Annotated in this window: 21 protein-coding genes; 17 read left to right on the top strand and 4 right to left on the bottom strand. The window is 48.2% G+C overall.

Annotated features, from left to right (window positions below; all coding sequences use genetic code 11):
• Nucleotide 1 precedes the first annotated feature (1 nt).
• Nucleotides 2-712, bottom strand: coding sequence for a hypothetical protein (locus AAHB90_RS25980; RefSeq protein WP_342088150.1), 711 nt, complete (start codon nucleotides 710-712; stop codon nucleotides 2-4).
• 347 nt (nucleotides 713-1059) lie between these two features.
• Between AAHB90_RS25980 and AAHB90_RS25975 the strand changes: the two genes are divergently transcribed.
• On the top strand, nucleotides 1060-2328 hold the full coding sequence (locus tag AAHB90_RS25975) for a sigma 54-interacting transcriptional regulator (RefSeq protein WP_342088149.1): 1269 nt from the start codon (nucleotides 1060-1062) through the stop codon (nucleotides 2326-2328).
• A 52-nt stretch (nucleotides 2329-2380) separates the two neighbouring features.
• Here the strand turns inward: AAHB90_RS25975 and AAHB90_RS25970 are convergent, their stop codons facing one another.
• The gene (locus AAHB90_RS25970) at nucleotides 2381-3472 is read right to left on the bottom strand and encodes a Gfo/Idh/MocA family protein (RefSeq protein ID WP_342088148.1); all 1092 of its coding nucleotides are present in this window, start codon (nucleotides 3470-3472) and stop codon (nucleotides 2381-2383) included.
• Nucleotides 3473-3610: 138 nt separating this feature from the next.
• On the opposite strand from AAHB90_RS25970, the gene AAHB90_RS25965 reads away from it, so the two are divergent.
• Both AAHB90_RS25965 and AAHB90_RS25960 read left to right on the top strand, forming a co-directional pair.
• Nucleotides 3611-3976 (top strand): winged helix-turn-helix transcriptional regulator, encoded by a 366-nt coding sequence (locus AAHB90_RS25965; RefSeq protein ID WP_342088147.1) that lies wholly within the window; start codon nucleotides 3611-3613, stop codon nucleotides 3974-3976.
• 144 nt (nucleotides 3977-4120) lie between these two features.
• The gene (locus tag AAHB90_RS25960; RefSeq protein ID WP_342088146.1) at nucleotides 4121-5371 is read left to right on the top strand and encodes a phthiocerol/phthiodiolone dimycocerosyl transferase family protein; all 1251 of its coding nucleotides are present in this window, start codon (nucleotides 4121-4123) and stop codon (nucleotides 5369-5371) included.
• Here AAHB90_RS25960 and AAHB90_RS25955 read toward each other — a convergent pair.
• On the bottom strand, nucleotides 5343-5705 hold the full coding sequence (locus AAHB90_RS25955) for a winged helix-turn-helix transcriptional regulator (RefSeq protein ID WP_342088145.1): 363 nt from the start codon (nucleotides 5703-5705) through the stop codon (nucleotides 5343-5345). The two genes, AAHB90_RS25960 and AAHB90_RS25955, sit on opposite strands and share 29 nt — an antisense overlap.
• A 129-nt stretch (nucleotides 5706-5834) precedes the next feature.
• On the opposite strand from AAHB90_RS25955, the gene AAHB90_RS25950 reads away from it, so the two are divergent.
• The 12 genes from AAHB90_RS25950 (at nucleotide 5835) to AAHB90_RS25895 (ending at nucleotide 16097) form a co-directional block, all read left to right on the top strand.
• Nucleotides 5835-6620, top strand: coding sequence for an SDR family oxidoreductase (locus tag AAHB90_RS25950; protein ID WP_342088144.1), 786 nt, complete (start codon nucleotides 5835-5837; stop codon nucleotides 6618-6620).
• A 78-nt stretch (nucleotides 6621-6698) separates the two neighbouring features.
• Nucleotides 6699-7022 carry a nuclear transport factor 2 family protein gene (locus tag AAHB90_RS25945; protein ID WP_342088143.1) on the top strand — a complete coding sequence of 108 codons (324 nt, stop codon included), beginning with the start codon at nucleotides 6699-6701 and terminating at the stop codon, nucleotides 7020-7022.
• 126 nt (nucleotides 7023-7148) lie between these two features.
• Nucleotides 7149-7574 (top strand): XRE family transcriptional regulator, encoded by a 426-nt coding sequence (locus AAHB90_RS25940; protein WP_342088142.1) that lies wholly within the window; start codon nucleotides 7149-7151, stop codon nucleotides 7572-7574.
• 45 nt (nucleotides 7575-7619) lie between these two features.
• Nucleotides 7620-8657 carry a PDDEXK nuclease domain-containing protein gene (locus tag AAHB90_RS25935; protein WP_342088141.1) on the top strand — a complete coding sequence of 346 codons (1038 nt, stop codon included), beginning with the start codon at nucleotides 7620-7622 and terminating at the stop codon, nucleotides 8655-8657.
• An 88-nt stretch (nucleotides 8658-8745) separates the two neighbouring features.
• On the top strand, nucleotides 8746-9675 hold the full coding sequence (locus tag AAHB90_RS25930; RefSeq protein ID WP_342088140.1) for a hypothetical protein: 930 nt from the start codon (nucleotides 8746-8748) through the stop codon (nucleotides 9673-9675).
• 148 nt (nucleotides 9676-9823) lie between these two features.
• Nucleotides 9824-10729: an alpha/beta fold hydrolase gene (locus tag AAHB90_RS25925; protein ID WP_342088139.1), complete on the top strand. Its 906-nt coding sequence runs from the start codon at nucleotides 9824-9826 to the stop codon at nucleotides 10727-10729.
• Between the two features lie 78 nt (nucleotides 10730-10807).
• Nucleotides 10808-11647 carry a helix-turn-helix domain-containing protein gene (locus tag AAHB90_RS25920; protein WP_342088138.1) on the top strand — a complete coding sequence of 280 codons (840 nt, stop codon included), beginning with the start codon at nucleotides 10808-10810 and terminating at the stop codon, nucleotides 11645-11647.
• A gap of 124 nt (nucleotides 11648-11771) precedes the next feature.
• On the top strand, nucleotides 11772-12368 hold the full coding sequence (locus AAHB90_RS25915) for an RNA polymerase sigma factor (protein ID WP_342088137.1): 597 nt from the start codon (nucleotides 11772-11774) through the stop codon (nucleotides 12366-12368).
• Nucleotides 12365-12853 (top strand): hypothetical protein, encoded by a 489-nt coding sequence (locus AAHB90_RS25910; protein WP_342088136.1) that lies wholly within the window; start codon nucleotides 12365-12367, stop codon nucleotides 12851-12853. The genes AAHB90_RS25915 and AAHB90_RS25910 overlap by 4 nt, the downstream gene beginning before the upstream one ends.
• A gap of 21 nt (nucleotides 12854-12874) precedes the next feature.
• The gene (locus AAHB90_RS25905) at nucleotides 12875-13297 is read left to right on the top strand and encodes a hypothetical protein (protein ID WP_342088135.1); all 423 of its coding nucleotides are present in this window, start codon (nucleotides 12875-12877) and stop codon (nucleotides 13295-13297) included.
• Between the two features lie 21 nt (nucleotides 13298-13318).
• Nucleotides 13319-14710 carry a S41 family peptidase gene (locus AAHB90_RS25900; protein WP_342088134.1) on the top strand — a complete coding sequence of 464 codons (1392 nt, stop codon included), beginning with the start codon at nucleotides 13319-13321 and terminating at the stop codon, nucleotides 14708-14710.
• Between the two features lie 334 nt (nucleotides 14711-15044).
• Nucleotides 15045-16097 carry a DUF5694 domain-containing protein gene (locus tag AAHB90_RS25895; protein ID WP_342088133.1) on the top strand — a complete coding sequence of 351 codons (1053 nt, stop codon included), beginning with the start codon at nucleotides 15045-15047 and terminating at the stop codon, nucleotides 16095-16097.
• A gap of 70 nt (nucleotides 16098-16167) precedes the next feature.
• Here AAHB90_RS25895 and AAHB90_RS25890 read toward each other — a convergent pair whose 3' ends face one another.
• The gene (locus tag AAHB90_RS25890; protein ID WP_342088132.1) at nucleotides 16168-18843 is read right to left on the bottom strand and encodes a cation-translocating P-type ATPase; all 2676 of its coding nucleotides are present in this window, start codon (nucleotides 18841-18843) and stop codon (nucleotides 16168-16170) included.
• Between the two features lie 167 nt (nucleotides 18844-19010).
• On the opposite strand from AAHB90_RS25890, the gene AAHB90_RS25885 reads away from it, so the two are divergent.
• Nucleotides 19011-20195 carry an acetate/propionate family kinase gene (locus tag AAHB90_RS25885; protein ID WP_342088131.1) on the top strand — a complete coding sequence of 395 codons (1185 nt, stop codon included), beginning with the start codon at nucleotides 19011-19013 and terminating at the stop codon, nucleotides 20193-20195.
• A gap of 20 nt (nucleotides 20196-20215) precedes the next feature.
• Nucleotides 20216-22621 carry a phosphoketolase family protein gene (locus AAHB90_RS25880; protein ID WP_342088130.1) on the top strand — a complete coding sequence of 802 codons (2406 nt, stop codon included), beginning with the start codon at nucleotides 20216-20218 and terminating at the stop codon, nucleotides 22619-22621.
• The last annotated feature ends 121 nt before the right edge of the window (nucleotides 22622-22742 follow it).

The raw sequence follows: 22742 nt of genomic DNA, 5'->3' as shown, positions 1-22742 counted from the left end.
TTCAGATACCGTAGATAATTATACTGTTACCCCGTCGCACCCAACGTCCACTCCGGCCACCACCACCCTGAACACCTTGTGAATACCCGGAGCTGAGAATACCCGGGGCATGGCGGCGTGCGGCCTCTGTGATACCCGTGCGCGCCGCAATCATAGGTTGGCGCATTTGCTGAGGTGAGCGCGATGTGCGGCGTGCAGCATCCGAAGCGAAGCGCACATAGGCGCGAGCTACTTCAAACTCCCGGTCTTCGGCGCTCAGGCCTTCCAGTTCCAGTCCAAATGCCTTGCCGGCCATCCCGGCGAGCTTGCCGCCGATGGCACCGCCTACGCCCGGAACGATCAGGTTCCCCAGGGCGGCACCGGCAATCGGCAATGCTTTTTTTGCCACGCTTTTGAGCATCCCTCCCAGGGCCTTACCAGCTGAGGATTTGGCAAAGTTCTTCACGCCTCCCGCTACCTTTTTAAATAACCCACCCAGGAATTGCTCCAACTCGGCTTCATTGGTCACCGAAAGCAGTTCGGTAGCGAGTTCCATTTCCATAGTCTCGTTCATTTCGCCGGAGTACTCATTTTCGAATTCAAAGGTTTCGTTGCCGAATTCGAACGTCTCATTGCCGAACTCAAATTCATTGCCGAATTCGAATGTTTCATTGCCAAACTCGTTGCCAATTCCGAAGCTTGTTTCACCTACGGTACGATCAATGTTGTGCATGGTAATAAATGTTTAAGATGAGCATGATTGGTTTGTATTTACATAGGCCAAACTTGTACCAAAGTTCTGGAAAGCCCTTTCAGACCACTTTTTGGAAGCTATGCGAATTCTTTTTCGCAGGATTTCGGATTGAAAAGGAAATTTACTTCGGCCAGGCGAACCGCCCCTTTTACCGTTGAATAAAAGGAAGTTAATGTGCGTAGTAGCCGCTGCTATTTTCGATATATTCGTCCCCCCTCAACGATTGGGACAAGATTATGGAGTACTGCGCTTTATGGTGTAAGGACTTAACAAGACGGTCACCGCACAGGAGAGAAGCCTTCATGAATTCAATTTCATCCGGTAGGTTGCGAATCAATCACGACCACACCGGATGCCCTTTCTGCATAGTACTTTTAGACAATGCAGACCAACTTGACGAGGCCAAAGGCATAGTACGAGCGTGGTCTGCGGGGCAACAGAAAAGCATCGTTGTCCTTTTTGATACCTGCCTTTGTAAAGCTGCATTAGTTTGGGAGCTGCTCTTCGCGGGCGCCTCCTATGTTTATGATTTTGAGAATACGCCCTTTCTGAACAAAGTGATCGAAGATCAGATAGGTCGCTGGCAGACGGTAGAGAGTTTGTTGCAGACATCCTTTGTGAAAGAGAACCTGCTGGGCGAATCCAAGGCCTGGAAAAGCACGGTCCGGGAAATGATCGAAGTGGCTGTATTCTCGCAATCATCAGTGCTCATTATTGGGGAGAGCGGTACAGGTAAAGAGATGCTCTCCAAGCTCGTACACCACTTTGATACGCGCAAAAGCAAGGGTGAACTGGTGTTATTGGATTGTTCCGCCATTTCGCCCGAGCTTTCCGGCAGCGAGTTTTTCGGGCACGAAAAAGGGGCATTCACAGGCGCCCACAATGTGCGCGAAGGTGCGTTCAGCCTGGCCGACCAGGGTACCTTGTTCCTGGATGAAATTGGGGAACTACCCGCAAGGCTACAATCGGAACTGCTCCGGGTGATTCAGGAAGGAATGTACAAACCAGTTGGGGGCAATTATTGGAAAAAGACGAATTTCAGGCTGGTTGGTGCTACCAACCGTACGCTGCATGAAGAAGTATCCGCGGGCCATTTCAGGCTTGATCTTTTCTATCGTTTATCGACCTGGGTTTGCAAAGTGCCCTGCCTGTCCGAACGACAAGAGGATATCCCCTTGCTCGTAGAGGGCTTTTTACATAGGTTTTTCGGGAGCGGCGATATCCCCAGGATCGACGGGTCGGTCATGGAGTACCTTATCGACCGCCAGTATCGTGGCAATGTACGCGAACTGCAACAGGTCGTGCAGCGCATCGCCAATCGGCATGTGGGCAGGGGGCCTATTACATTGAGTGATATCCCGCCCCTGGACCGTCCGGAATGTCGGCAGTCACAAACCGATTATTCCACACACAGTGATTATGAGAGGGCAATACAAAGCATTCTGGATCAAGGCTGCAACCTGGATGACATCAAAAAACTGACATCGCAGATTGCCATTGATTTAGCTATAAAAAGTGAGAATGGCAGTATCAACAAGGCAGCCGAGCGCTTGGGCATTACCACCAGGGCTATTCAGTATAACAAACAAAAGTAACAGCATGACGGCGGGACAGAAGCCTTGTGGGCCAGGTAAGGCGTTGAGGGAGTTACCATTGCCTTCGGGTGGAAGAAAGACGAATGTCATCGATCAATTTGTGCAAGATAACAGCATCGTCAAATGAAGGGGCTGAACTCGTTCCATGTAAAATATCGCTAGCAATTCTGCCGTATATTTCTCTGACATTAGTATGGGGTCCAAAGGGATCATCTGCGCTAGCAGTGTTGATCAGCTCCGGCTGCGGGCTTGACGGAGTATAATGGGTAATTTCAAACTCTGCCATCTGGGTGTGCCCGGTTTGGGCTGTAAGGACAATTTTACCCCTTGACCCTTCTATTTCCCAAATAAAAGGATCGCCATATTCCGGATGACCACCCTGGAAATTAATTGAAAGCGGGGCACCATTATCCAGATTTGCAATCACAGAGATGTAATCGGGAGCGTCAGCATCTATAACCTTGCCGGTATCAAGCGCTTTAACTTTTGGATATCGTGTGTGAACTACTGCGGACAAATGCTTGATATCTCCTAAAATATCGCAGGCTGCTGCAAGTGTATGAGCGAACGGAATTGTCAACAGATCAGCACCACTCTGCTCTTTTCGTAGATATTCCTCATTTTTTGTGCTGTTGATCGTATCCCCCCAGGGAGCTGCCCACCCCCGTATGCTGCTTGACAGGATAGAACCGATAAGATCATTCTTAATCAGATCGGCCACTTTACGCAAGGCAACAGAAACACGGGCTTGCGTCCCTGCAACAGCAACGAGTGATCTTCCACGTGCCAGTGCTGCCAATTCCTCTGCTTCGGCCAGGGTGCGCCCGAGCGGCCACTCGCAATACACATGCTTTCCATGCGAAAGTATAGTCTTGACAGCATCGTAGTGCAGTGGAACCCGGACTGTCACAACAATCAAATCCACTTCGTCCGATGAAGCCATTTCTTTAATGCTGCCGAAAGCCAGCGGAACTCCGCAGGCTTCGGCAGCAGCGCGCGAACTTTCCGGACTGGAATTCACGACACCCACTACTTCATATTGGTCACTCAACTGACCAAGAGCGGGCAGATGCGCAACGGCAGCCCAGCTTCTGCCTGCTTGCAGGCCAACAATTCCAACCCTTATTTTTGAATGATTTTGCATTGCTCTTTTTGCTTACAAAGTTGACATCAGTACATAAGGCGTGCAATAAGAGCGATAATGTTCCACCGGGGATAATTTTGTCCCCTATATGCCTGGTCTGTATCTATGCTTACTTTTGTATATAAGACAAAAAAGAAGATGTACGAAAAAAAGATACCCCTGCCGCTCGAATGCGGCCTGGCGATGACAAGAGAAGTCCTGGGCGGCAAGTGGAAACCGAATTTGTTACTTGCTATATCGGAGGGCATCAACCGCCCAAGCCTGTTACACCGTGCCATCCCACAGTCAACCAAACGGGTTTTAAATCTGCAGTTGAAGGAACTGGAAGAATTCGAAGTGATTGAGAAGAAAATCTATCATCAGCTACCACCTAAGGTCGAATATCGCCTTACCGAGCGCGGAGAAACATTGATGCCTCTTTTGAGGCAGATGAACGAATGGGGAGACAAAAATCGCCCATTCATTAAGGAAGTCATCTTAAACCGGACAAAGGCACAGGATTAACCGATGGGTTTCGGGTACGAATTGGCGAAATGTACCTGCCCCATCAACTTTTGTCCATTCTCTCCCCTATTTCAGCCTGCCAATTTTGCATTCAGTTTAGGGATGCGGCGCGGTGCCGCTCCTCTCACTTCAACTCAATGCAAAATGAAAAGACAACAGAACCGCACATTAGGTGCATTCGAAAAAACGTTTTGGCTGCTGGATCAGATTGATTCAAAAGACTTCTGCCTGGCCGCCGACATCTCAGGAACACAGCCCGCTGAAAAATGGCGGAACGCCATCGACACAGCACAGCAACGCCATCCAAACCTTTCGGTAAAGGTGGTGCTCGACAAGTTGGGAAGACCAACCTTGCAGCATGTGGACAACCTGCACATTCCGTTACGTGTGGTGCATGCGGAGCAGCATTATCGCTGGGAACAGGAAGTTGAAAAAGAGCTTTCCATCAGGTTCAATACAGCCGAAGGCCCATTGCTACGGGTTGTTTTGGTTCAAAAAACAGACCGCACCGTTTTAATTCTCGCTTCAAACCATACCGTGGCCGATGGCACATCATTAAGCTATTTGACTCGTGATATATTGCTTGCCGTTACCGGAAATGAACTAACATTAATGGAGCCGCAAGTATCTAATGATGAGACCCTGGGCCTTCCGGAAGACATGCCTGCACAGACAATCGAACAGGTACTCGAACTGAGAATGAAGGCAGATGTCGTGAAGCCATTGGTTTCGTCGCACCGCTTTTCTGAAACTACAACCCACGACCTTCTCGAACGCGCAAGAGCGGAAAATACAAGCGTTCATGGCGCCATTTGTGCCGCCGCGCTAATCGCTTCAAGAAAACTGCGTCCGGAATGGGACGAGACCAGAATGGAGCTGGTTTCGCCTGTCTGCACCAGGGCGGCGCTTGATCTGGACGATAACTTTGGGCTGAACATTACCACGCAATCCGTGTTTTTTGAAAACCAGCGGCATTTATCCTTCTGGGATCTGGCAAGGCTGGCGAAGGCCGGGCTCGGCGGGACTAGTTCAGCTGAATATACAACGGGCTATCTGTCGTTTTTCCGGGACCTGGTTTTTGGTCACAATGATATGCAGCAGATGCTGGATGCATTGAAACAGGCATTCAACCACCACATTATGGTTACTAACCTGGTGCGGGTGAGATATAAAACTGATTTCGGGCCGTTGAAGCTCGAAGCCTTGTATGGTCCGATGGTTCGGTCGGGAAAGGGAATGGAGCAGACGATCGGCGCATTGACAACCAATGGTTCGCTGGGCCTCACCAATACAAGCGATACACCGATTCCTGGTCTACTTGATGAAATGGAGCTAATTCTGGAAAAGGCTTGTCAGGAAAATGTGGTTACGAAGTCAGTATGTTCTTTTCGATAAGCTCCCGCAAGCGCTGGTCATTCTGATCGCCCCACTGCCCGATGGCTCCGATAACCGGAATGAGTGACTTTCCGAAATCGGTAAGATAATATTCGACTTTGGGCGGAACGACCGGGTAAATGATTTTCCCGACCAGCTCGTGGTTTTCAAGCTCTTTCAATTGCACATTCAACACCCGGCGGGATGCATCCGGAATTTTCCGTTGCAGCTCGCTGGGGCGTTGGAAGCCTTGGTGAATGAACCACAAAAGCCTCATTTTCCATTTGCCATACAGCACTTCACCGATCAGGTCGAGCCCGCAATTCAGGTTGGGCATTGTCTTTCTTTCGTACATGCTGCAAATATAAACATATGCCTTGGGCGGTTCAATAGGGATAAATTTATCCCTATATGAATCGTAAATCCGTACTTGTCAACGGGAAGCATAGTGCTGAAATTTGTCCTAAACAAAACCAGTAAGGACATGGATTTCAATTTCGAAAACGAACTAAAATACAAAATTGCGCTCGTAACCGGGGGATCAAAAGGCGCCGGAAAAGCCATTGCAGACCGGCTTTTGAAGGCAGGTGCAACGGTGATCATCACAGCCAGAAACAAGCCTGAGGAAGATAATGGCGCTCATTTTATATCGGCCGATTTAAGCAAACCCGAAGGCACCCAACAAGTGGTGGAAGAAGTTCAGAAACGATTCGGGCGACTGGATATTCTGGTCAATAACCTGGGCGGCTCGGAAACGCCGGGCGGCGGCTTTGCGGTGCTCACCGACGAACATTGGGAAGAATCCTTTCAAACCAATCTGCTGGCACCCGTGCGACTGGATCGCGGCTTCCTGCCCGGCATGATCGAGCAGCACGGCGGTGTGATCATTCACATTGCGTCCATTCAGGCGAAGTTGCCTTTGTACGAATCCACATTGCCTTATGCGGCGGCGAAAGCGGCTTTGGTCAATTATAGTAAAAGCTTATCGAACGAAGTCACCCCGAAAGGCGTACGCGTGCTCACCGTTTCGCCGGGCTGGATCATGACGACGGCATCCGTCCGAATGATGGAACGCATTGCCGAAAGCTCAGGCCGCACGATGGAAGAAGCTGAAAAAAGCGTCATGGATGCATTAGGCGGCATTCCATTCGGCAGAGCGGCCTGGCCAGAGGAGGTCGCCGAGTTGGTCGGTTTCCTGGTCTCGCCAAGAGCAAGTTATCTCACCGGGACCGAATACATCATCGACGGTGGCACGGTACGTACGGTTTAACCAGCATTGACCAATTTATCTAATACTAATTTTCAATACTAAAAATCATTTGTTTAACAACATAAACCATTCATAATCATGGAACTTCCTAAAAATATAGACGGGTTAATTAAAGCACAAAACGAAGCAGATAGCACCACATTTGCCAGTTTCTTTACAGAACACGCAACCGTTGTCGACGAAGGCTCGTCCTACACAGGTAGGGAGGAAATCAAACAGTGGATCCAAGAGGCGACTGAAAAGTATAACATGCAGACGAAAATCATTGACTTCACGCAAACCGGTGAAAGAGGAGCGCTTACCGTGGAAGCAAGCGGCACGTTTCCGGGGAGCCCGGCGGTGATGCATTACCATCTTAGCTTGGATGGAACGCTCATTAGCTCGTTAAGGATTACAGGATAAAGCAAGCTGGCGGTATGCCAATGAATTGCCCCTGCCCGGTAACTTACACTGGAACACTTGTAAGTTACCCGGGCACATTCCGGCAGATTTATATAAATTGCTTTTTCTAACCAAAAACCTTTCCACATGGCACATACTACCTCCAACCCCAAGATCCACGAAGGCCGTAACTTAAAGAGATTCAGGGAAATGATGTCTGTAAAACAGGACGCACTTGCCTTTGAGCTTGGAGAAGACTGGAACCAGCAGAAGATCTCGCTACTTGAACAGAGAGAAAAGATCGATTCCGATATCTTGGAGCAGGTGGCCGCAATTTTAAAAATACCAGCTGAGGCGATCCGTAATTTCAATGAAGACCAAGCAATTAATATTATCACCACTACTTTCCATGACAGGGCTTTCGGTAGCTCTGTTAATCATGGTACCATTCAATCAGATCCAATTGACAAGATTATTCAGCTACATGAGGAGAAGATTGCTTTGTACGAGCGGATGTTGAAGGAAAAGGATGAGATGATGGAGCGGTTGGAGCGTTTGATTAAGAATCGTTAGTGGAGCTAATCTTCATTCAACCAACTATTTGAAATTATTACATCGATGAACGAATTTCACACTAATGCAACGTCTTTAACAAAGGATATTGTACAAATTTTAAATTCCGCACGTCAAAATGCTTACAAGGCCGTGAATACGGCAATGCTTGAAGCTTACTGGCATATCGGCAAGAGAATTGTGGAGGAAGAACAATCGGGGAATATAAGAGCTGCGTATGGAGAAGGAGTTATCAAGCAACTTTCCAAGGATTTGAGCCGTGAAATCGGAAAAGGTTTTTCGATAGCAAATCTTGAAAACTTTCGGAAATTTTACCTGACATTTTCTGATGAACAGAAATCCTACGCAGTGCGTAGGGAATTGAGCTGGACACATTATAGGATACTTATGAGAGTCGATGATCCCGCTGCTCGCACGTATTATGTAAATGAATGTGCAACCCAAATGTGGAGTACAAGAACTTTGGAACGTCACATTAGTACGTTCTATTATCAACGATTACTTTCCTCTCAAAAACAATACGACCCGTTATCAAACAATGAAAGATCCGAAATTGTTTCGGCAAATGATTTTATCAAAGACCCTTACGTTTTTGAATTCCTGAATGTCTCTGAACCGGTAAATGCATTAGAGCTGGAAATTGAAAAAGCGTTGATCAATAATTTGCAACACTTCCTTCTTGAATTAGGAAAAGGCTTTTCGTTTGTTGGCAGACAATTCAGAATAAGCACCGAAACAAGTCATTTTTACATTGATCTGGTTTTCTACAATTACCTTCTTAAATGTTTTGTTCTTTTTGATCTAAAAACTGCAAAACTAACGCATCAGGACACGGGACAAATGGATATGTACATCCGCATGTTCGACGACCTTAAGAAACAAGATGATGACAATCCTACAATTGGGATCATTCTCTGTACTGAAAAAGACGAGACTGTGGTGAAGTATAGTATTCTAAATGACAGTAAGCAGCTATTTGCGACTAAGTACATGCTTTATTTACCAACGGAGGAAGAGCTAATTGCGGAGATAGAGCGCGAAAAGCGTCTTATTCAAACACAGATTAACGAAAAAATTGGCTAGTTAATTGGCATTTTTATCGCTATCTAAATAGTAAACCCCAACTTATCAACAATAAACATATTGCTGAAATTTGTCGTAGCACACATATATGATCAAAAAACCCATCATAAAAGGGACGGCTTCTGCTTTACTTATACTTTTTGTTTCAACATTCGCTTCGGCGCAAAGTCTGGATTCTACTTTAAAAAATGAAACGGAGCAGCTGATTAAAATTGCCCCCGAAAGCGTCTTCAAAATGTTCCGCGAAGCCGGGATGAAGCCAGTTAACCGTACGCTGACGACAGCTGAACAACAAAAAGTAATCAATGCTTTTGCCCAATTGCCACCGCTGCACCAGCGGATTTTGAAACAACATCTGCTCAGCATCAGCTTCATGGACAACATGCCGAACACGGCATTGACCTCGCCGGTTGACCCGGTCGGTGGGATTAAAATGTTTAACATCACTTTTCGAGGCGGCTTATTGAATGAAAATGTTTCAGAATGGGCGACCTGGAAAGAGAATACTTGCTTTACGCCCGCAGCGGATTCCAGTTACAAAGTACGCGTGGAAGCCGGGAGGATGGACGCGATGATCTATGTGTTGCTGCACGAGGCCACACACATTGTCGATGTGGTAACCGGGATTACGCCGCATCCCGAAGATGCAGATGCAGTGGTGGAGCCGACAGCGTTCACAAAAGATATCTGGCGACTGATGAACAAGCCTGCCGAGCCCTACATTGATTCCCTGCTGGAACAAACGCGTTTCCGGAGCGGGAAGCCAGTTTCGATCAGCCTGGCGCCGGATGTTTATGCAAAGCTTTCGAAAACACCTTTTCCTTCCTTATATGCTACGGCGGCGTGGTCTGAGGATGCCGCAGAGCTGCTCTCGATCTACCACATGACCACCCGATTAAAGCAACCGTTTTATGTGGTGGTCACCAAGAACAATGTGGAAGTGGCCCGGTTTGAACCCATGAAAAATCCGCTGGTCAAGGGGCGATTGGGTCAGTTAGCGGCTTTCTATGAGCCATAATTTCACCTCACGGGAAAAATGTACAAGGAGCTTGGACTTTTATCCATTCTTCTGCGCGGTTTAACCTGCCACCTTTGTAATGTCAAAACGATATGACAATCGGCTAACGGTTAGCAGATTAACTCAAACATTCAAACTTACTACTCAGATGAAAACTATTGCCTTGACTATCGCATTCCTTTTCACTTTTATCCAAAGCCAATCCCTTTTCGCACAAACACGCAAGCCCGCAGCATTTGGAAGAGAAGAATACATTGAAGTTGAAAAAAACGTAAAACTGCACGTGATCGACCTTGGCGAAGGCCAGCCCGTCGTGCTCATCCACGGATGGCCGTTGAACAACGAGATGTATGAATATCAATACCAGTATCTGGTTGAAAAAGGGTTCAGGGTCATCGGCATTTCCCTCCGCGGTTTCGGAAAATCGGACAGACCTTATGGAAAATACGACTTCGATACCTTCTCCGACGACATTAAGGTGGTTTTGGAAAAACTGAAAATCGAGAACGCAACACTAGGTGGATTTTCATTGGGAAGCGCGGTAACATTGCACTTTATAACCAAATACAATGGGGCTCATATCAAGAAGTTAGCCTTATTCGGTGCAACAGGACCATCATGGAAACAACGCGAAGGCCATCCTTACGGAATCACCGAGCAAGGCGCTATCGATCTGATCAAACAAACCAAAACAAACCGGGAACAATTGGTAGCAGGATTTGGAAAAGCATTTGAAGGACAGGAAGGCGGACTTTCACCGGAATCGATCAAATGGTTGGAAAGCATCAACCTGAATGCATCACCATACGCTACTACACAGGCTATCAGTGCCTTGGGTGACCTCGATCTGCGCCCTGTGCTTGGAAAAATTAAAATGCCGGTTGCGATATTCCACGGTGTAAATGACAAATTGTGTGACTATGCTCAGGCTGAGCAGCTTAACAAAGCCATCAAAGGATCTTACATCGTGAAATTCGAAAAAGGCGGACACGGGTTGTTCTTGGAAGAAATGGATAAATTCAACTCCGAGCTTGAAAAGTTTGCAAGAAACTAACAGAAGATGACGCCTGTGAAGCAAAGATTTGCTTCACAGGTTTTTTGTCTATTTTAAAAAAAGAAAGCGTATATAGCCATGAGTACTGTTTTCAATAACAATTTAAAGACGCTGGGACTGCTGCAAGTAAGCAAGGAGCAAACGGAGATCATCAACGGGCCAGCCTACAAAGAATACATCAAGATCCTCTATCTGCCCGCTGGCTACAAGCTGAGGGTTGATTTTGCGTGTTACGATACCCAGCAGCCTACATTGTTTTTTATCAGCCCAAACCAATATCTTGAACTGGAAGTCGCTGGTGAGGAAAGCGGCTATTTTATTTTCTACAACCGTGATTTTTACTGCATTCAGATTCACGATCAGGAAGTTGCCTGCGATGGCTTACTTTTCAACAACATCCGGAACATGCCCAAAGTGGAGCTCCTGGAAAACGAAATTGCTTTCCTCGGAGGTTTGTTTAAGGAAATGATCGGGGAATTTCAGTTGAACGACAGCTCGCTGGAAGAAATGATGCGGACTTACCTTAAACAACTCCTCATCCGCGCAACGCGCTCCTGGAAACGGCAGCATTTGACCCATGATGTGACGGACCAGCAAAGTGATCTGGAATTTTTCCGCAAATTCACCAGGCTTGTAGAGGAGCATTATAAATCCAAACACACCGTAGCAGATTACGCTGATTTTCTTTGCATGGCGCCAAAAACGATCACGCACAAGTTCAACCGATTACGGTTACCACAGCCTAATGAGGTGATTAAAAACCGGATTATCCTGGAAGCAAAACGCTTGTTAGTCCATACTTCGCTAACAGCCAAAGAAATTGCTTACGAACTCGGTTATAATGACCCAGCATATTTTAGCAGACTATTTCAGACGAAAACGGGTGAATCTCCATCGGGTTTTCGGGCTAACTTTTAGGCTGACACTGCTTTATTGGGGTCGTAAGCGATTACAAGCAATTTGGATTGTGCGACATTATTTTCCGGCAGTAGTCTGTCAGTTTTTGCAACTTTTTGAAGCCATGGCTGTCCAATGACTAGCAATGGATCAGAAAGAACATTACAGGCCGACAGACCGCATACTGGTGGAACGAGTGCTCAGTGGAAACACGAGGGCATTTGGTATGATCATCAAGCAGACCGAAAACCTGGTTGCGCAGATTGTCTTCAAAATGATTTCCGACAGGGAAGAACGTCGCGACCTTGCACAGGATATCTATGTGCAAGTCTTCCAAAAGCTAAACACTTTCCGTTTTCAGGCCAAGCTCTCAACCTGGATAGCCAGGATCGCTTACAATACCTGCATCAATTATCTGGAAAAACACCGGTCATCACCGTTCCAAAATCCCGATGATCTGTGTAATGACGATGAAACGGGGCCTATTCAGCAATATGCCGATGAGAATGATATGGAAGAGAGGCTGCTCAATAGCGAGTTCAACGCGATACTACAATTGGAACTTGAAAAGCTCCCCGCGATATATAAACTGCTTGTCACACTTTACCATCACCAGGAACTGAGCTATTCGGAGATCGCGCAGATCGTCGCCCTCCCCGAGGGAACGGTTAAAAGTTACCTTTTCCGTGCCCGGAAAAGGTTAAGAAAGCAGCTTGAAATGATTTATAACAAAGGTTTATGAAAAACGAAAATCACTTAACGGATGCTGAAATCCAGCAATACGCATTCGGCGAAACAAGGGTAGACGAAGGCATAGCCAAGCATTTAGATCAATGCACGCATTGCTCGGCTCGTGCGGCATTATACCGGGAAATGGCGGCCTCAATTGCCGCCACTTCCGAGCTGGCTTTCGATTTTGAGCTCGTCCCCGCGGTACTGGCAAAGCTACCGGCGCCAAAGCCCCGGCGGCGGTCGCAAATCCGGTTGATCGTAGCCTCGGTCGCGATAACGGGCGTACTGGTCTGCATTTTCTGTTTTTACTATCTATATAATGGACTACTGAAGGGAATGTCTTTGGATTACGCACCGGCAATCTATGGCGTTGCCGCAGTCTGTGCGCTACTCTTTGCTTTGCTGATGGCAGACCTTTGGCAACAGTATACCCGTAAAGCCCAGTGGCTGGATACTTCTGGAATATTGCAACAAAATCTCCGCGGGGCGGTCTAATTCAAAAACTGGCTTATAATTATGAAAAAGATCTTATCGATATTGCCCTTCGCCTTATTTCCCAGGCAGGCAACTGCCCAGAGGTTCGAGTGCGCCTATATCGACCGCGACCAGATTGCGCTTGGTGTCACGGTACTGCTTGTTGTATTCATAATGGCTTTTTTGTTAGAACTCGTCAAACGGTACCTGGACTACCGTCTCAAAGAAAAAGCCCTTGAATCAGGCGTCACCCAGGAGCTGGCAGCGCTTTTGTTACAACGGGACCCGCAAGAGGTTCTACGGGCCAGCATTAAATGGCTGGCTATTTTTCTGGGCCTCGCCTGTGGTTTTGGCATTGTCGCTGTTATCCAGCTGCCGGTCTGGGGAGCTGTGGCCGTCATCGCGCTATGTCTGGCTGGCAGTTTTCTGGCTTATTACTTTTTTCTTAAAAGATCTGTTCACTAGGGTTTTATAAATTAACTGCTCATGCTATACGCAAAAATCCCCATTCAATGGGACAGGCTCCTTATTGCCCTTTCGCTGCTCCTTTCGACCTGTAATGCATCCGGGCAGATAACACAGCAAGTGGATTTTCGCCGTCCGCTGGAAACATCTCAGCTTCGGGAGGATTTTCAAAGATTTCGCTCGGCCTTAACCGAAAATCATCCGGATTTGTATCGTCACCGCTCCCAGGAATTGGTAGACCACATGCTGGACAGTTGCCAAACGAGCATTGTTGGGCCGATGGACCTGATTGCATTCGGCAACCTGGTCCGTTTTGCCGTCGGAGCCATTGAATGCGGGCACACCAGTGGTAGTCTACCGGGTGAGCTCATGGAACAATATGCGGCTTTGGTACCCATGTTTCCGCTCAAATTATGGTTTACCGGTGACCGGGCGTTCGTGTTGTGCAGTAAAGAAGCCGACGCACCCGTCGGATCAGAAATCCTTTCGATCGACAGTGAGCCTATTAAACGGATTCGTCAGAAGTTGTTTCATTACCTGCCCTCGGACGGCAAAATCCAGACCAAGAAAAATGCCACCCTGAACAATGACGCATTCCTGTTTCTATACAGTTTCATTTATGGCGAAAAAACGCATTTCAAAATCAAGTTAACAATGCCTGATGGACAGCATCGGGAAGTAACTTTGAAGGCGACGCATTTTGAAAATACCCAATGTCCAGCTTATCAAACTGCAGACAACGCCAAACCCCTCGAAATCAACTTCACCGACAGCACTAGCGCCTTGTTGACAATCCGGACATTCAGTAAAGACCGGATTTCCAATGCTGGCCAGGATTTTCCCGTTTTCCTGCAAACCGCATTTGAGCAAATAGGGCAGCGAAAAACTCAGCATCTACTTATTGATTTGCGAGGAAACGGCGGTGGTGACGACGTGTATGGGGCGATGCTTTATTCCTACCTGACCAGTAAACCATTCCGGTACTTCTCAACGCTTCAATCCAAGTCCAAGCCGGTGATGACCCCGGAGGATCATCCAGGATTGGCCGTGCAGCAACCGGCAAATATTAGTTTCGGCGGAAAAGTGTACATGCTAATTGACGGGCGGACATTTTCTACTGCGGCCGATTTTTGCGCCATCGCCCGAAGTAATGCAAGGGGTATTTTTATCGGCGAGGAAACCGGTGGAGGTTATGAAGGCAATAACTCGGGGGGAACCGTCCGGGTCGACCTTCCGCATTCGGGCATCCGGGTGGCGGTCCCCACCGTCAGGTATTCCAATGCCGTGACACCCGGCACTGAGCCGGGACGGGGCATTATTCCCGATTATCCCGTCAGCCCTTCCATTTGGGAGATACTGGCAAAAAAAGATGTGCAACTGCAAAAGGCGCTTGAAATAGCGCTTCATGATTGATCCCCCGGCGGCGTGGCTGCCCGGGAACTTAGCGCACCCGATGCTCCTGACGCGAGTTGCAAACTTTTTCCAGTATGGCCCGGCACTGGATCAAATGAACATTTGGCAAGAAATCGTAATAAAGGAGCTGAATATAAACCTACAAAAAACAATGATGTCACTTTCAATGCTATACAGCATTGATACCGTGAGTTGATTAAAAATGGACGCTTCGTCAAAAAAGATGGGTGAACTGATTGGGGGGCGATGCCGCGTCTTTTATAATTGGCATTTATTACAAATATTTAGTATTTGCATGCATAACTCGATAACGCATTATAATACCAACGGATATATGAAACATTCCTTTATTCTGATGCTACTTCTCTCAATTAGCGTGTCTGCTCAACGGGTGGAGGTTGTTCTGATAGGCGTATCTCATAATTACAGCCAATATCAGCAACAAGACCTTTCAGCGATTTATCGCAAAATCAAAAATTTCGGTCCAGCGGGCTTTTTTGGAGAGTTCCTGAGTAAGGAAGATGAGCGGTTAGTGATGGATTATTGGTGTAAACAGGACAATATTAAAAGGCTTGAAACACTAAGAAAAAAACGAAATATAGCAACAGACTTGCTCCCAAAAACCATTGATAGTTTGGTAAAAAGATCAATACAGAACCCAACAGACTATCGGATTAAGGCAGATTTAGCCCATGCATACTACCTTAACCAGGATGTTGCAAATGGCCATTACCAATTCTGGCAAGTATTCGACCATCTTCAACGAACACCCAATACAGCACTTGCGCACTATTTCAATGAACTGCTGAGCCCTCACCTGGATACAACAGGGCGAAGTATGAAAAGGCTGAAAACTTCCGAATATGCACTTATCGCATTTCCTGTGATGCGGGAACTGAAAATTCCAGAATTACTTTCAATGGATTGCCAGGATTATGATTTGAATTGGATGGCATCTTCGTCGGCGTTCCACCAGAAATTTAAAAAGTTCAGCGAAGACACCGCCGCAGCTTATACAAATGAATTTAACGCACTACTCACGAAAAGAGAGAAAGGGCTTGAAAAAACCGCGGGTATCGAAAAAAGCTCAACACACTTAACGGAATGGTTTAATACGGACGAGGCATCAGCCATCTTTGCCTCGGGGGACTTTTATGTCCCCGAGATGTATAACATTGAAGCATTTCCTAAGGAGGAAATGCTTTCGAAAATACATTGGTGGCTAATGAGAAATAAAGGAATGTGCGACAATGTTGTAAATCGGGCAAGGGCCCTGGGCTTAAACAAGGTAGTTGTCCTCGCCGGTGCTAATCATCGGAAGTATATGCAGGATATATTTCTTACAATGCCAAATGTCACAGTAAGAAACATTAATGAAATTAAATAGCGGAAACCTGGCTGTGTTAGGCTAATATTTCGAAAGTGTCCCAGAACGGAGTAGTCATTTTACTTAAAACTTATAGAGACCTATGTACCTTTCCCGAGGAGAAAAACCTTACTGACTGGATAATCAGAAGCGGAAACAACCCCGCCGCCAATATCAATCCCAGAGATTGCCTATCCAGATCCTGCAATGAGAGCATTTGTTTAATAAAAGGGATATAATACGTTGCCAACAGGATCAGAACACACAAAGCCTGTGCCTGCCAAATGAATTTGTTTCGGGTGATTTCATTGCCAAAAAACTTTCCTTTTCCCGAATACAGGTTGAAAACATGCAGCAACTGCGCCAGCGACAAGGCGTAAAAAGTGACGGTGTTGCCTTCCTGATGGCTAAGCCCTAGCTGACTTGTTCCAAACCAAAATACCCCTAAAACGCAGACCGTCATCACCAGCGCGTAGTAAACGATCCTGCGCCAGTCTTTCAATTCGAGAACCGGCTTTTTCGGATCTCTGGGCGGGAACCGCATTAGTTTATCATTCTCTTTGCCCACTCCCAATGCAAGGGCCGGAAATACATCTGTGACGATGTTGATAAAAAGGATTTGCAACGGCAGCAACGGGTTGCCTACATTCAAAAAACCTGCAAAAGTGACGACGAAAATCTCGCTCATATTACACGAGAGCAGGAAGACAATAAACTTTCTGATATTCTCGAAAATAACACGCCCCTGGCCGATTGCTTTCACGATAGACGTAAAAGAATCGTCCTTTAAGATCATATCCGCTGCTTCTGCGGCCACGGCTGTACCACGCAGTCCCATGGCAATGCCTATGTCGGATTTTTTCAGCGCCGGTGCATCATTCACGCCGTCGCCGGTCATGCCGACGATATCGCCCTGCTTTTGGTAGAAATCGATCATATCCAGTTTTTGAGCAGGGTTTACCCGTGCGAACACCTGGCATTTCAGCATCTTTTCCTGATCGGTTTTGGAAGAAAAATCAAACGACTGAAGATCCTTTCCTGTTAAGACCAGCTGCTCATCCGGCTGAACGAGATTGACTTGTTTGGCAATGTTCAAAGAAGTCGCGGGGTGATCGCCGGTTACCATAATTACCTTAATACCGGCATTATGGCAAGCCATCAGGGCTGGCGTTACTTCTTTACGCGGCGGGTCCAGGAAACCAATGAGGCCGAGGTAAGTGAGCTTCTCTTCCCTGGTAAAATCCGCGGAAGGCATTTGCGCTGACTCGCGGTAGGCAAAGGCCAGCGTGCGCAATCCGTCGGCAGCCATGCGCTCGGAAATTTCGAGTTCGTTTTTCCTGTCGGCATCATTCTCCCAATGGCAAAGTTCGGACACTTCCTCCACAGCACCTTTTGCAGCTACATAATAGGTCGCCGCCGACTCGTGCAGCGTGGCCATAATGCGCGTGTCCGAGCTGAATGCTTCTTCTGCCTTTCTGATGTAACTAGAACCTAAATCTTCCAAATCGATTCCTGTTGCCTGGGCAAATCGCAGTAACGCAATTTCAACCGGATCGCCTATTTGCTTCCTGTCCGAGTGACTGGAAGTCAGCTGGGCGTTGTTGGCTAGCGCTCCTATCCTCGCCAGTAATGCGAATTCTTTGGAACTGGAAAGCCCTGTTTCTGCGCCTGTTAGCTCCATAGCTTCACTTCCTTTTTTATCCGGGTGCAGGATCACCGATACATCACCGGCTGGAAAGTGAAGTTGGCGCACTTCGATCTTATTTTGAGTAAGCGTGCCCGTTTTATCCGTGAAAATAACATTGGTACCTCCCAGCGTTTCAACTGCCGAAAGCCTTTTGACAATCACTTTCTTTTCCGCCAATCTGAGCATTCCGTAAGCCAGCGCAACCGTGGCTACCACCGACATCCCTTCCGGTATGGCGGCAATGGCAAGCGCAACGGCCGTTTCTATCAATTGCTTGGTTTCGGCACCGCGTATGAGCCCTACTACTAAAAACAACATCGCTAAACCGATCGTGATCCAGATCAGCACTTTGGCAAGCGAATCGAGTTTGGCTTCCAGCGGCGTCGCGGTGCGTTTCGCTTGTTGGACCATCGTCGCGATTTTGCCCAATTCGGTTGCCTGCCCAATGCCGGTAACAATGGCTTTCGCATTCCCGTTGGTAATCGCGGTTCCTTTAAATAACCGGTTATGCTGATCACCCAAAGGCGCATCCGAGGCCGACGGGTCAACACGCTTGGCAGATGGGACGGATTCACCTGTCAATGTCGATTCATCGACTTCCAGCTGGTTGGTCTGGACGATGTTGGCATCCGCCGGGATCAAATCACCGGCTTCCAGCACCAGAATATCGCCCTCTGTGACAAGTTCAGAAGGTATTTCGTCAATTTGCCCATCCCTCAACACTCTCGCGGGCGTGGTGTCGAGCTTGCGGAGCGCCTCCATGGACTCGCGCGCGTTGTATTCCAATATGAAACCCGTTGCTGCATTGATGACAATGACGGCGAGCACGGCGAAGCCTTCAACGGTGTCCCCTAACCAAAATGACACGATTGCCGCGGCCGCCAATATCCACACGATCAGGCTATTGACCTGCCTCAGCAATATCGACCAAAGGCCTTCAGGCTTTTCCTGGTTCAGCTCATTAAGCCCCAAACGCTCGTTCCTTGCTGCCGCCTCCGCATTAGAAAGCCCTTTTGTAATATCCGTTTGAAGCTCTTCCGCCAATTGCGGCGCACTTATTTCCTGCAAGGATTTCGACATAGATTTTCATTCAAAAACATGTATTAAACGACTCGTTGCAAAATGCGTGCTACCTCATGGAAAGATGGTATTGATACTCATTTCAAAAGATGATCTTGATCACCCTTCTGCAGGCCCGATAATAGTAGCTTGCATTAAACACGATCCGATGAAAAGGCTTGATCAATATGAACACGGAGAAATCACTGCTTATCATCAATGGAGGCTCATCGAGCATTCGGTTTGCCTTTTATCGGGTGACTGGTGCGGCGTTTACATTATTACTTAAAGGGAAGCTTCATAACATTGGGAACAATACTACTGAGCCTGTTTTAACTACGAATACTTCTGATAAGCCCAAAAACCTGCACGTCGGGGAAAACACCTATGAACATGCCGCACAGTTTCTCGTAGAATGGCTGGAAAATCAGCAAGAATTTCCCCAGGTTTCTGCCATCGGGCACCGGATCGTTCATGGGATGGAACAGACAAAGCCGCAGGAAATAACGCCTGAATTATTAGCCTATCTTAAAACGATCAGCCCTTATGATCCGGAGCATTTACCGGAAGAGATCAAGCTGATCGAGCTTTTCAGCAAACGCCATTCTGCATTAAAACAAGTCGCTTGTTTTGACACTGCATTCCATTCAAACATGCCCGCCGTCGCAAAACGGTTGCCTATCCCCCGTCGATTTAGCGGGAAGGGTCTACATAGGTACGGCTTTCACGGCATTTCCTATGCATATCTGATGGAAGAACTGGAACGCCTGGCAGGCAGCGAGGTTGCTAACGCGAAGGTTATACTGGCTCATTTGGGCAACGGGGCAAGTCTGGCCGCTGTAAAGGAAGGCCGATGCCTAGATACCAGCATGGGCTTCACCCCGGCCTCGGGCGTGATGATGGGAACCCGCAGCGGAGATTTGGACCCGGGTGTTGCCTGGTATATGATGCAATTTGAAAAGCTTAGCCCAAAAGAGTTTAACCACCTGGTCAACCACGAATCCGGACTGCTGGGTGTGTCTGAAACAAGTTCCGACATGCAGGAATTAATGCAGTTACAAGCTACCGATCACCGCGCGGCAGAAGCAATCGCGCTTTTTTGCTATCAGATAAAAAAACACATCGGCTCTTTCGCTGCTGTGCTGGGAGGCGTTGATACCCTCGTTTTTTCGGGTGGTATTGGTGAAAATATCCCGCAGGTCCGCAGCCGGATTTGCGAGGATCTTGGCTTTCTGGGCATTGGCCTGGATGAAGAACGAAATCAAAAAAATGGGGCAATTATCTCGGGCGTCGCTGGCAAAGTGACTGTTCGGGTAATCGCTACGAATGAAGAATTAATGATCGCAAGGCTCGTCAGCCAGGTTTTGAATTAAGTTATTAAACAATAAGGATTATGGAAATGGAAGATGTTAATACGGAGGTAAAAACCCTATCGCCAGAACTGTTAAGGAAAATGAATGCTTACTGGCATGCGGCCAACTATTTGTCGGTCGGCCAGATATACCTGTACGGAAATCCGTTGCTCAAAGAGCGATTGACGCTCGAACATATTAAGCCCCGCCTGCTAGGCCATTGGGGCACGACGCCCGGATTGAACTTCATCTACGTCCACCTGAACCGCATCATCAAGCAGTACGACCTGAACATTATCTACGTCGCCGGCCCCGGCCACGGCGGACCCGGACTGGTAGCGAATACCTATCTGGAAGGGACGTATAGCGAGGTTTACCCGGACATTTCAGAGAACGAAATGGGAATGGAGAAACTTTTCAAACAGTTTTCCTTTCCCGGCGGCATTCCCAGTCACGTGGCGCCGGAAACGCCTGGTTCCATCCACGAAGGCGGCGAGCTCGGTTACTCGCTCGTGCACGCATTCGGGGCTGTTTTTGACAATCCTTACCTGATCGCGGCCTGTGTCGTGGGCGATGGGGAGGCCGAAACCGGGGCGCTGGCCGCGAGCTGGCATTCCAACAAATTCCTGAACCCGGCCCATGACGGCGCAGTACTTCCGATCCTGCATTTGAATGGTTATAAAATTGCCAATCCTACTGTGCTGGCACGGATTCCGAAAGCGGAATTAGAGCAGCTTTTCCGCGGGTATGGCTATAATCCGTACTTCGTGGAAGGTGACGACCCGGATACCATGCACGAATTGCTGGCTTCGACTTTGGATATTGTCGTGGAAGAAATCAGGCAAATTCAAAGCGACGCGCGGGTGTATGGATTCAAGGAACGAACCGCCTGGCCGATGATCATTTTCCGCACGCCCAAGGGTTGGACGGGCCCTAAAACCGTGGACGGCCTGCCCATTGAAGGCACCTGGCGCGCGCATCAGGTTCCATTGGCCGAGCTCGCTACGAAACCCGAGCATGTGCAAATGCTGGAAGCCTGGATGAAAAGCTATCATCCTGAATTGCTTTTCGATGAAAATGGAAAGCTCGTTCGCGAACTGGCCGAACTCGCCCCGGAAGCGAACAGGCGAATGGGCGCCAATCCGAGTGCCAATGGCGGCTCGCTGCTCGTTGACTTACAAATGCCTGATTTCCGCGCGCATGCCGTGCCGGTGCCGGCGCCTGGAAACAGTAAGGCCGAAGCGACGTCGGTTATGGGTGAATTTCTGAGGGACATCATGAAAGCCAACTGGCGCGAACGGAATTTCCGGATATTCGGGCCGGATGAGACCTCCTCCAACCGGCTTTCTCACCTGTTCGACATTACCGACCGGACTTCCACGGCGGAAATCATTCCGGGCGACAACCATATTTCCCCCGATGGTCGTGTGATGGAGGTTTTGAGCGAACATCTTTGTCAGGGCTGGCTGGAAGGTTACCTGCTCACCGGCAGGCACGGGCTGTTTTCCTGCTACGAAGCATTCATTCACATTGTGGATTCGATGTTTAACCAGCATGCGAAATGGCTGAAAGTTACCCGAAACCTGCCCTGGCGCAAGCCGATCGCTTCGCTGAATTACCTCCTTACCTCGCACGTATGGAGGCAGGACCATAACGGAAACAGCCACCAGGACCCGGGATTTCTGGACGTTGTGGCGAACAAAACATCGGATATCGTCCGCATTTACCTCCCGCCGGATGCCAATACGCTGCTTTCGGTAACCGATCACTGTCTCAGAAGCCGGGACTATATCAACGTGATCGTCGCCGGAAAACAACCCGAAATGCAATGGCTGGATATGGATGCGGCTGTCAAACACTGCACAGCCGGTCTGGGGATCTGGAAATGGGCCAGCAACGACGAAGGTTTCGAACCCGATGTGGTGATGGCCTGCGCCGGAGATGTGCCCACACTCGAAACGATCGCCGCCGTTCAAATCCTGAGAGAACACTTACCGGAATTGAAAGTGAGGGTGATCAATGTGGTGGACCTGATGACGCTCCAACCCGCAAGCGAGCATCCGCACGGTCTGAACGACAAGGATTTCGATATCCTTTTCACCAAAGACAAACCCATTATTTTCGCCTTTCACGGCTACCCGCTACTGATCCACCGCCTCACCTACCGCCGGACAAACCACAAAAACCTCCACGTACGCGGCTACAAAGGCGAAGGGACCACCACGACACCGTTCGATATGGTGGTGCTCAACGACCTCGACCGGTTCCATCTGGTGAGCGACGTGATCGACCGCCTGCCCGACCTCGGCGCAAAAGGCGCATATATCAAACAATATCTCCGAGATAAGCTGATCGACCACAAGGCTTATATTGAAATGCACGGGGAGGATATGCCTGAGATTTTGGAATGGAAGTGGGATGTGGCGGCCCCGACGAATCTGGTTTAAAATATGATCCTGTTTGAAAAGATGTTCTATCCAGTAAATCGGCTTAGTGTTAGTATCATCCGGCGGTACCGTTGTTGGTTTTTGGTAAGATGTAGGGCGCGAGTGCAAACCTCATTCCAGT

Source organism: Dyadobacter sp. OTU695 (assembly GCF_038440355.1).
Classification (GTDB): domain Bacteria; phylum Bacteroidota; class Bacteroidia; order Cytophagales; family Spirosomataceae; genus Dyadobacter.
Note: the sequence above shows the minus strand (reverse complement) of the source record. Positions and strands in the feature narration are given on the sequence as shown.

Bases quoted from the DNA above. Each gene is read 5' to 3' on its own strand.
- AAHB90_RS25980 (WP_342088150.1), bottom strand. From the start codon at position 712: ATGCACAACATTGATCGTACCGTAGGTGAAACAAGCTTCGGAATTGGC.
- AAHB90_RS25970 (WP_342088148.1), bottom strand. From the start codon at position 3,472: ATGCAAAATCATTCAAAAATAAGGGTTGGAATTGTTGGCCTGCAAGCA.
- AAHB90_RS25965 (WP_342088147.1), top strand. From the start codon at position 3,611: ATGTACGAAAAAAAGATACCCCTGCCGCTCGAATGCGGCCTGGCGATG.
- AAHB90_RS25960 (WP_342088146.1), top strand. From the start codon at position 4,121: ATGAAAAGACAACAGAACCGCACATTAGGTGCATTCGAAAAAACGTTT.
- AAHB90_RS25955 (WP_342088145.1), bottom strand. From the start codon at position 5,705: ATGTACGAAAGAAAGACAATGCCCAACCTGAATTGCGGGCTCGACCTG.
- AAHB90_RS25950 (WP_342088144.1), top strand. From the start codon at position 5,835: ATGGATTTCAATTTCGAAAACGAACTAAAATACAAAATTGCGCTCGTA.
- AAHB90_RS25945 (WP_342088143.1), top strand. From the start codon at position 6,699: ATGGAACTTCCTAAAAATATAGACGGGTTAATTAAAGCACAAAACGAA.
- AAHB90_RS25940 (WP_342088142.1), top strand. From the start codon at position 7,149: ATGGCACATACTACCTCCAACCCCAAGATCCACGAAGGCCGTAACTTA.
- AAHB90_RS25935 (WP_342088141.1), top strand. From the start codon at position 7,620: ATGAACGAATTTCACACTAATGCAACGTCTTTAACAAAGGATATTGTA.
- AAHB90_RS25930 (WP_342088140.1), top strand. From the start codon at position 8,746: ATGATCAAAAAACCCATCATAAAAGGGACGGCTTCTGCTTTACTTATA.
- AAHB90_RS25925 (WP_342088139.1), top strand. From the start codon at position 9,824: ATGAAAACTATTGCCTTGACTATCGCATTCCTTTTCACTTTTATCCAA.
- AAHB90_RS25920 (WP_342088138.1), top strand. From the start codon at position 10,808: ATGAGTACTGTTTTCAATAACAATTTAAAGACGCTGGGACTGCTGCAA.
- AAHB90_RS25915 (WP_342088137.1), top strand. From the start codon at position 11,772: ATGGATCAGAAAGAACATTACAGGCCGACAGACCGCATACTGGTGGAA.
- AAHB90_RS25910 (WP_342088136.1), top strand. From the start codon at position 12,365: ATGAAAAACGAAAATCACTTAACGGATGCTGAAATCCAGCAATACGCA.
- AAHB90_RS25905 (WP_342088135.1), top strand. From the start codon at position 12,875: ATGAAAAAGATCTTATCGATATTGCCCTTCGCCTTATTTCCCAGGCAG.
- AAHB90_RS25900 (WP_342088134.1), top strand. From the start codon at position 13,319: ATGCTATACGCAAAAATCCCCATTCAATGGGACAGGCTCCTTATTGCC.
- AAHB90_RS25895 (WP_342088133.1), top strand. From the start codon at position 15,045: ATGAAACATTCCTTTATTCTGATGCTACTTCTCTCAATTAGCGTGTCT.
- AAHB90_RS25890 (WP_342088132.1), bottom strand. From the start codon at position 18,843: ATGTCGAAATCCTTGCAGGAAATAAGTGCGCCGCAATTGGCGGAAGAG.
- AAHB90_RS25885 (WP_342088131.1), top strand. From the start codon at position 19,011: ATGAACACGGAGAAATCACTGCTTATCATCAATGGAGGCTCATCGAGC.
- AAHB90_RS25880 (WP_342088130.1), top strand. From the start codon at position 20,216: ATGGAAATGGAAGATGTTAATACGGAGGTAAAAACCCTATCGCCAGAA.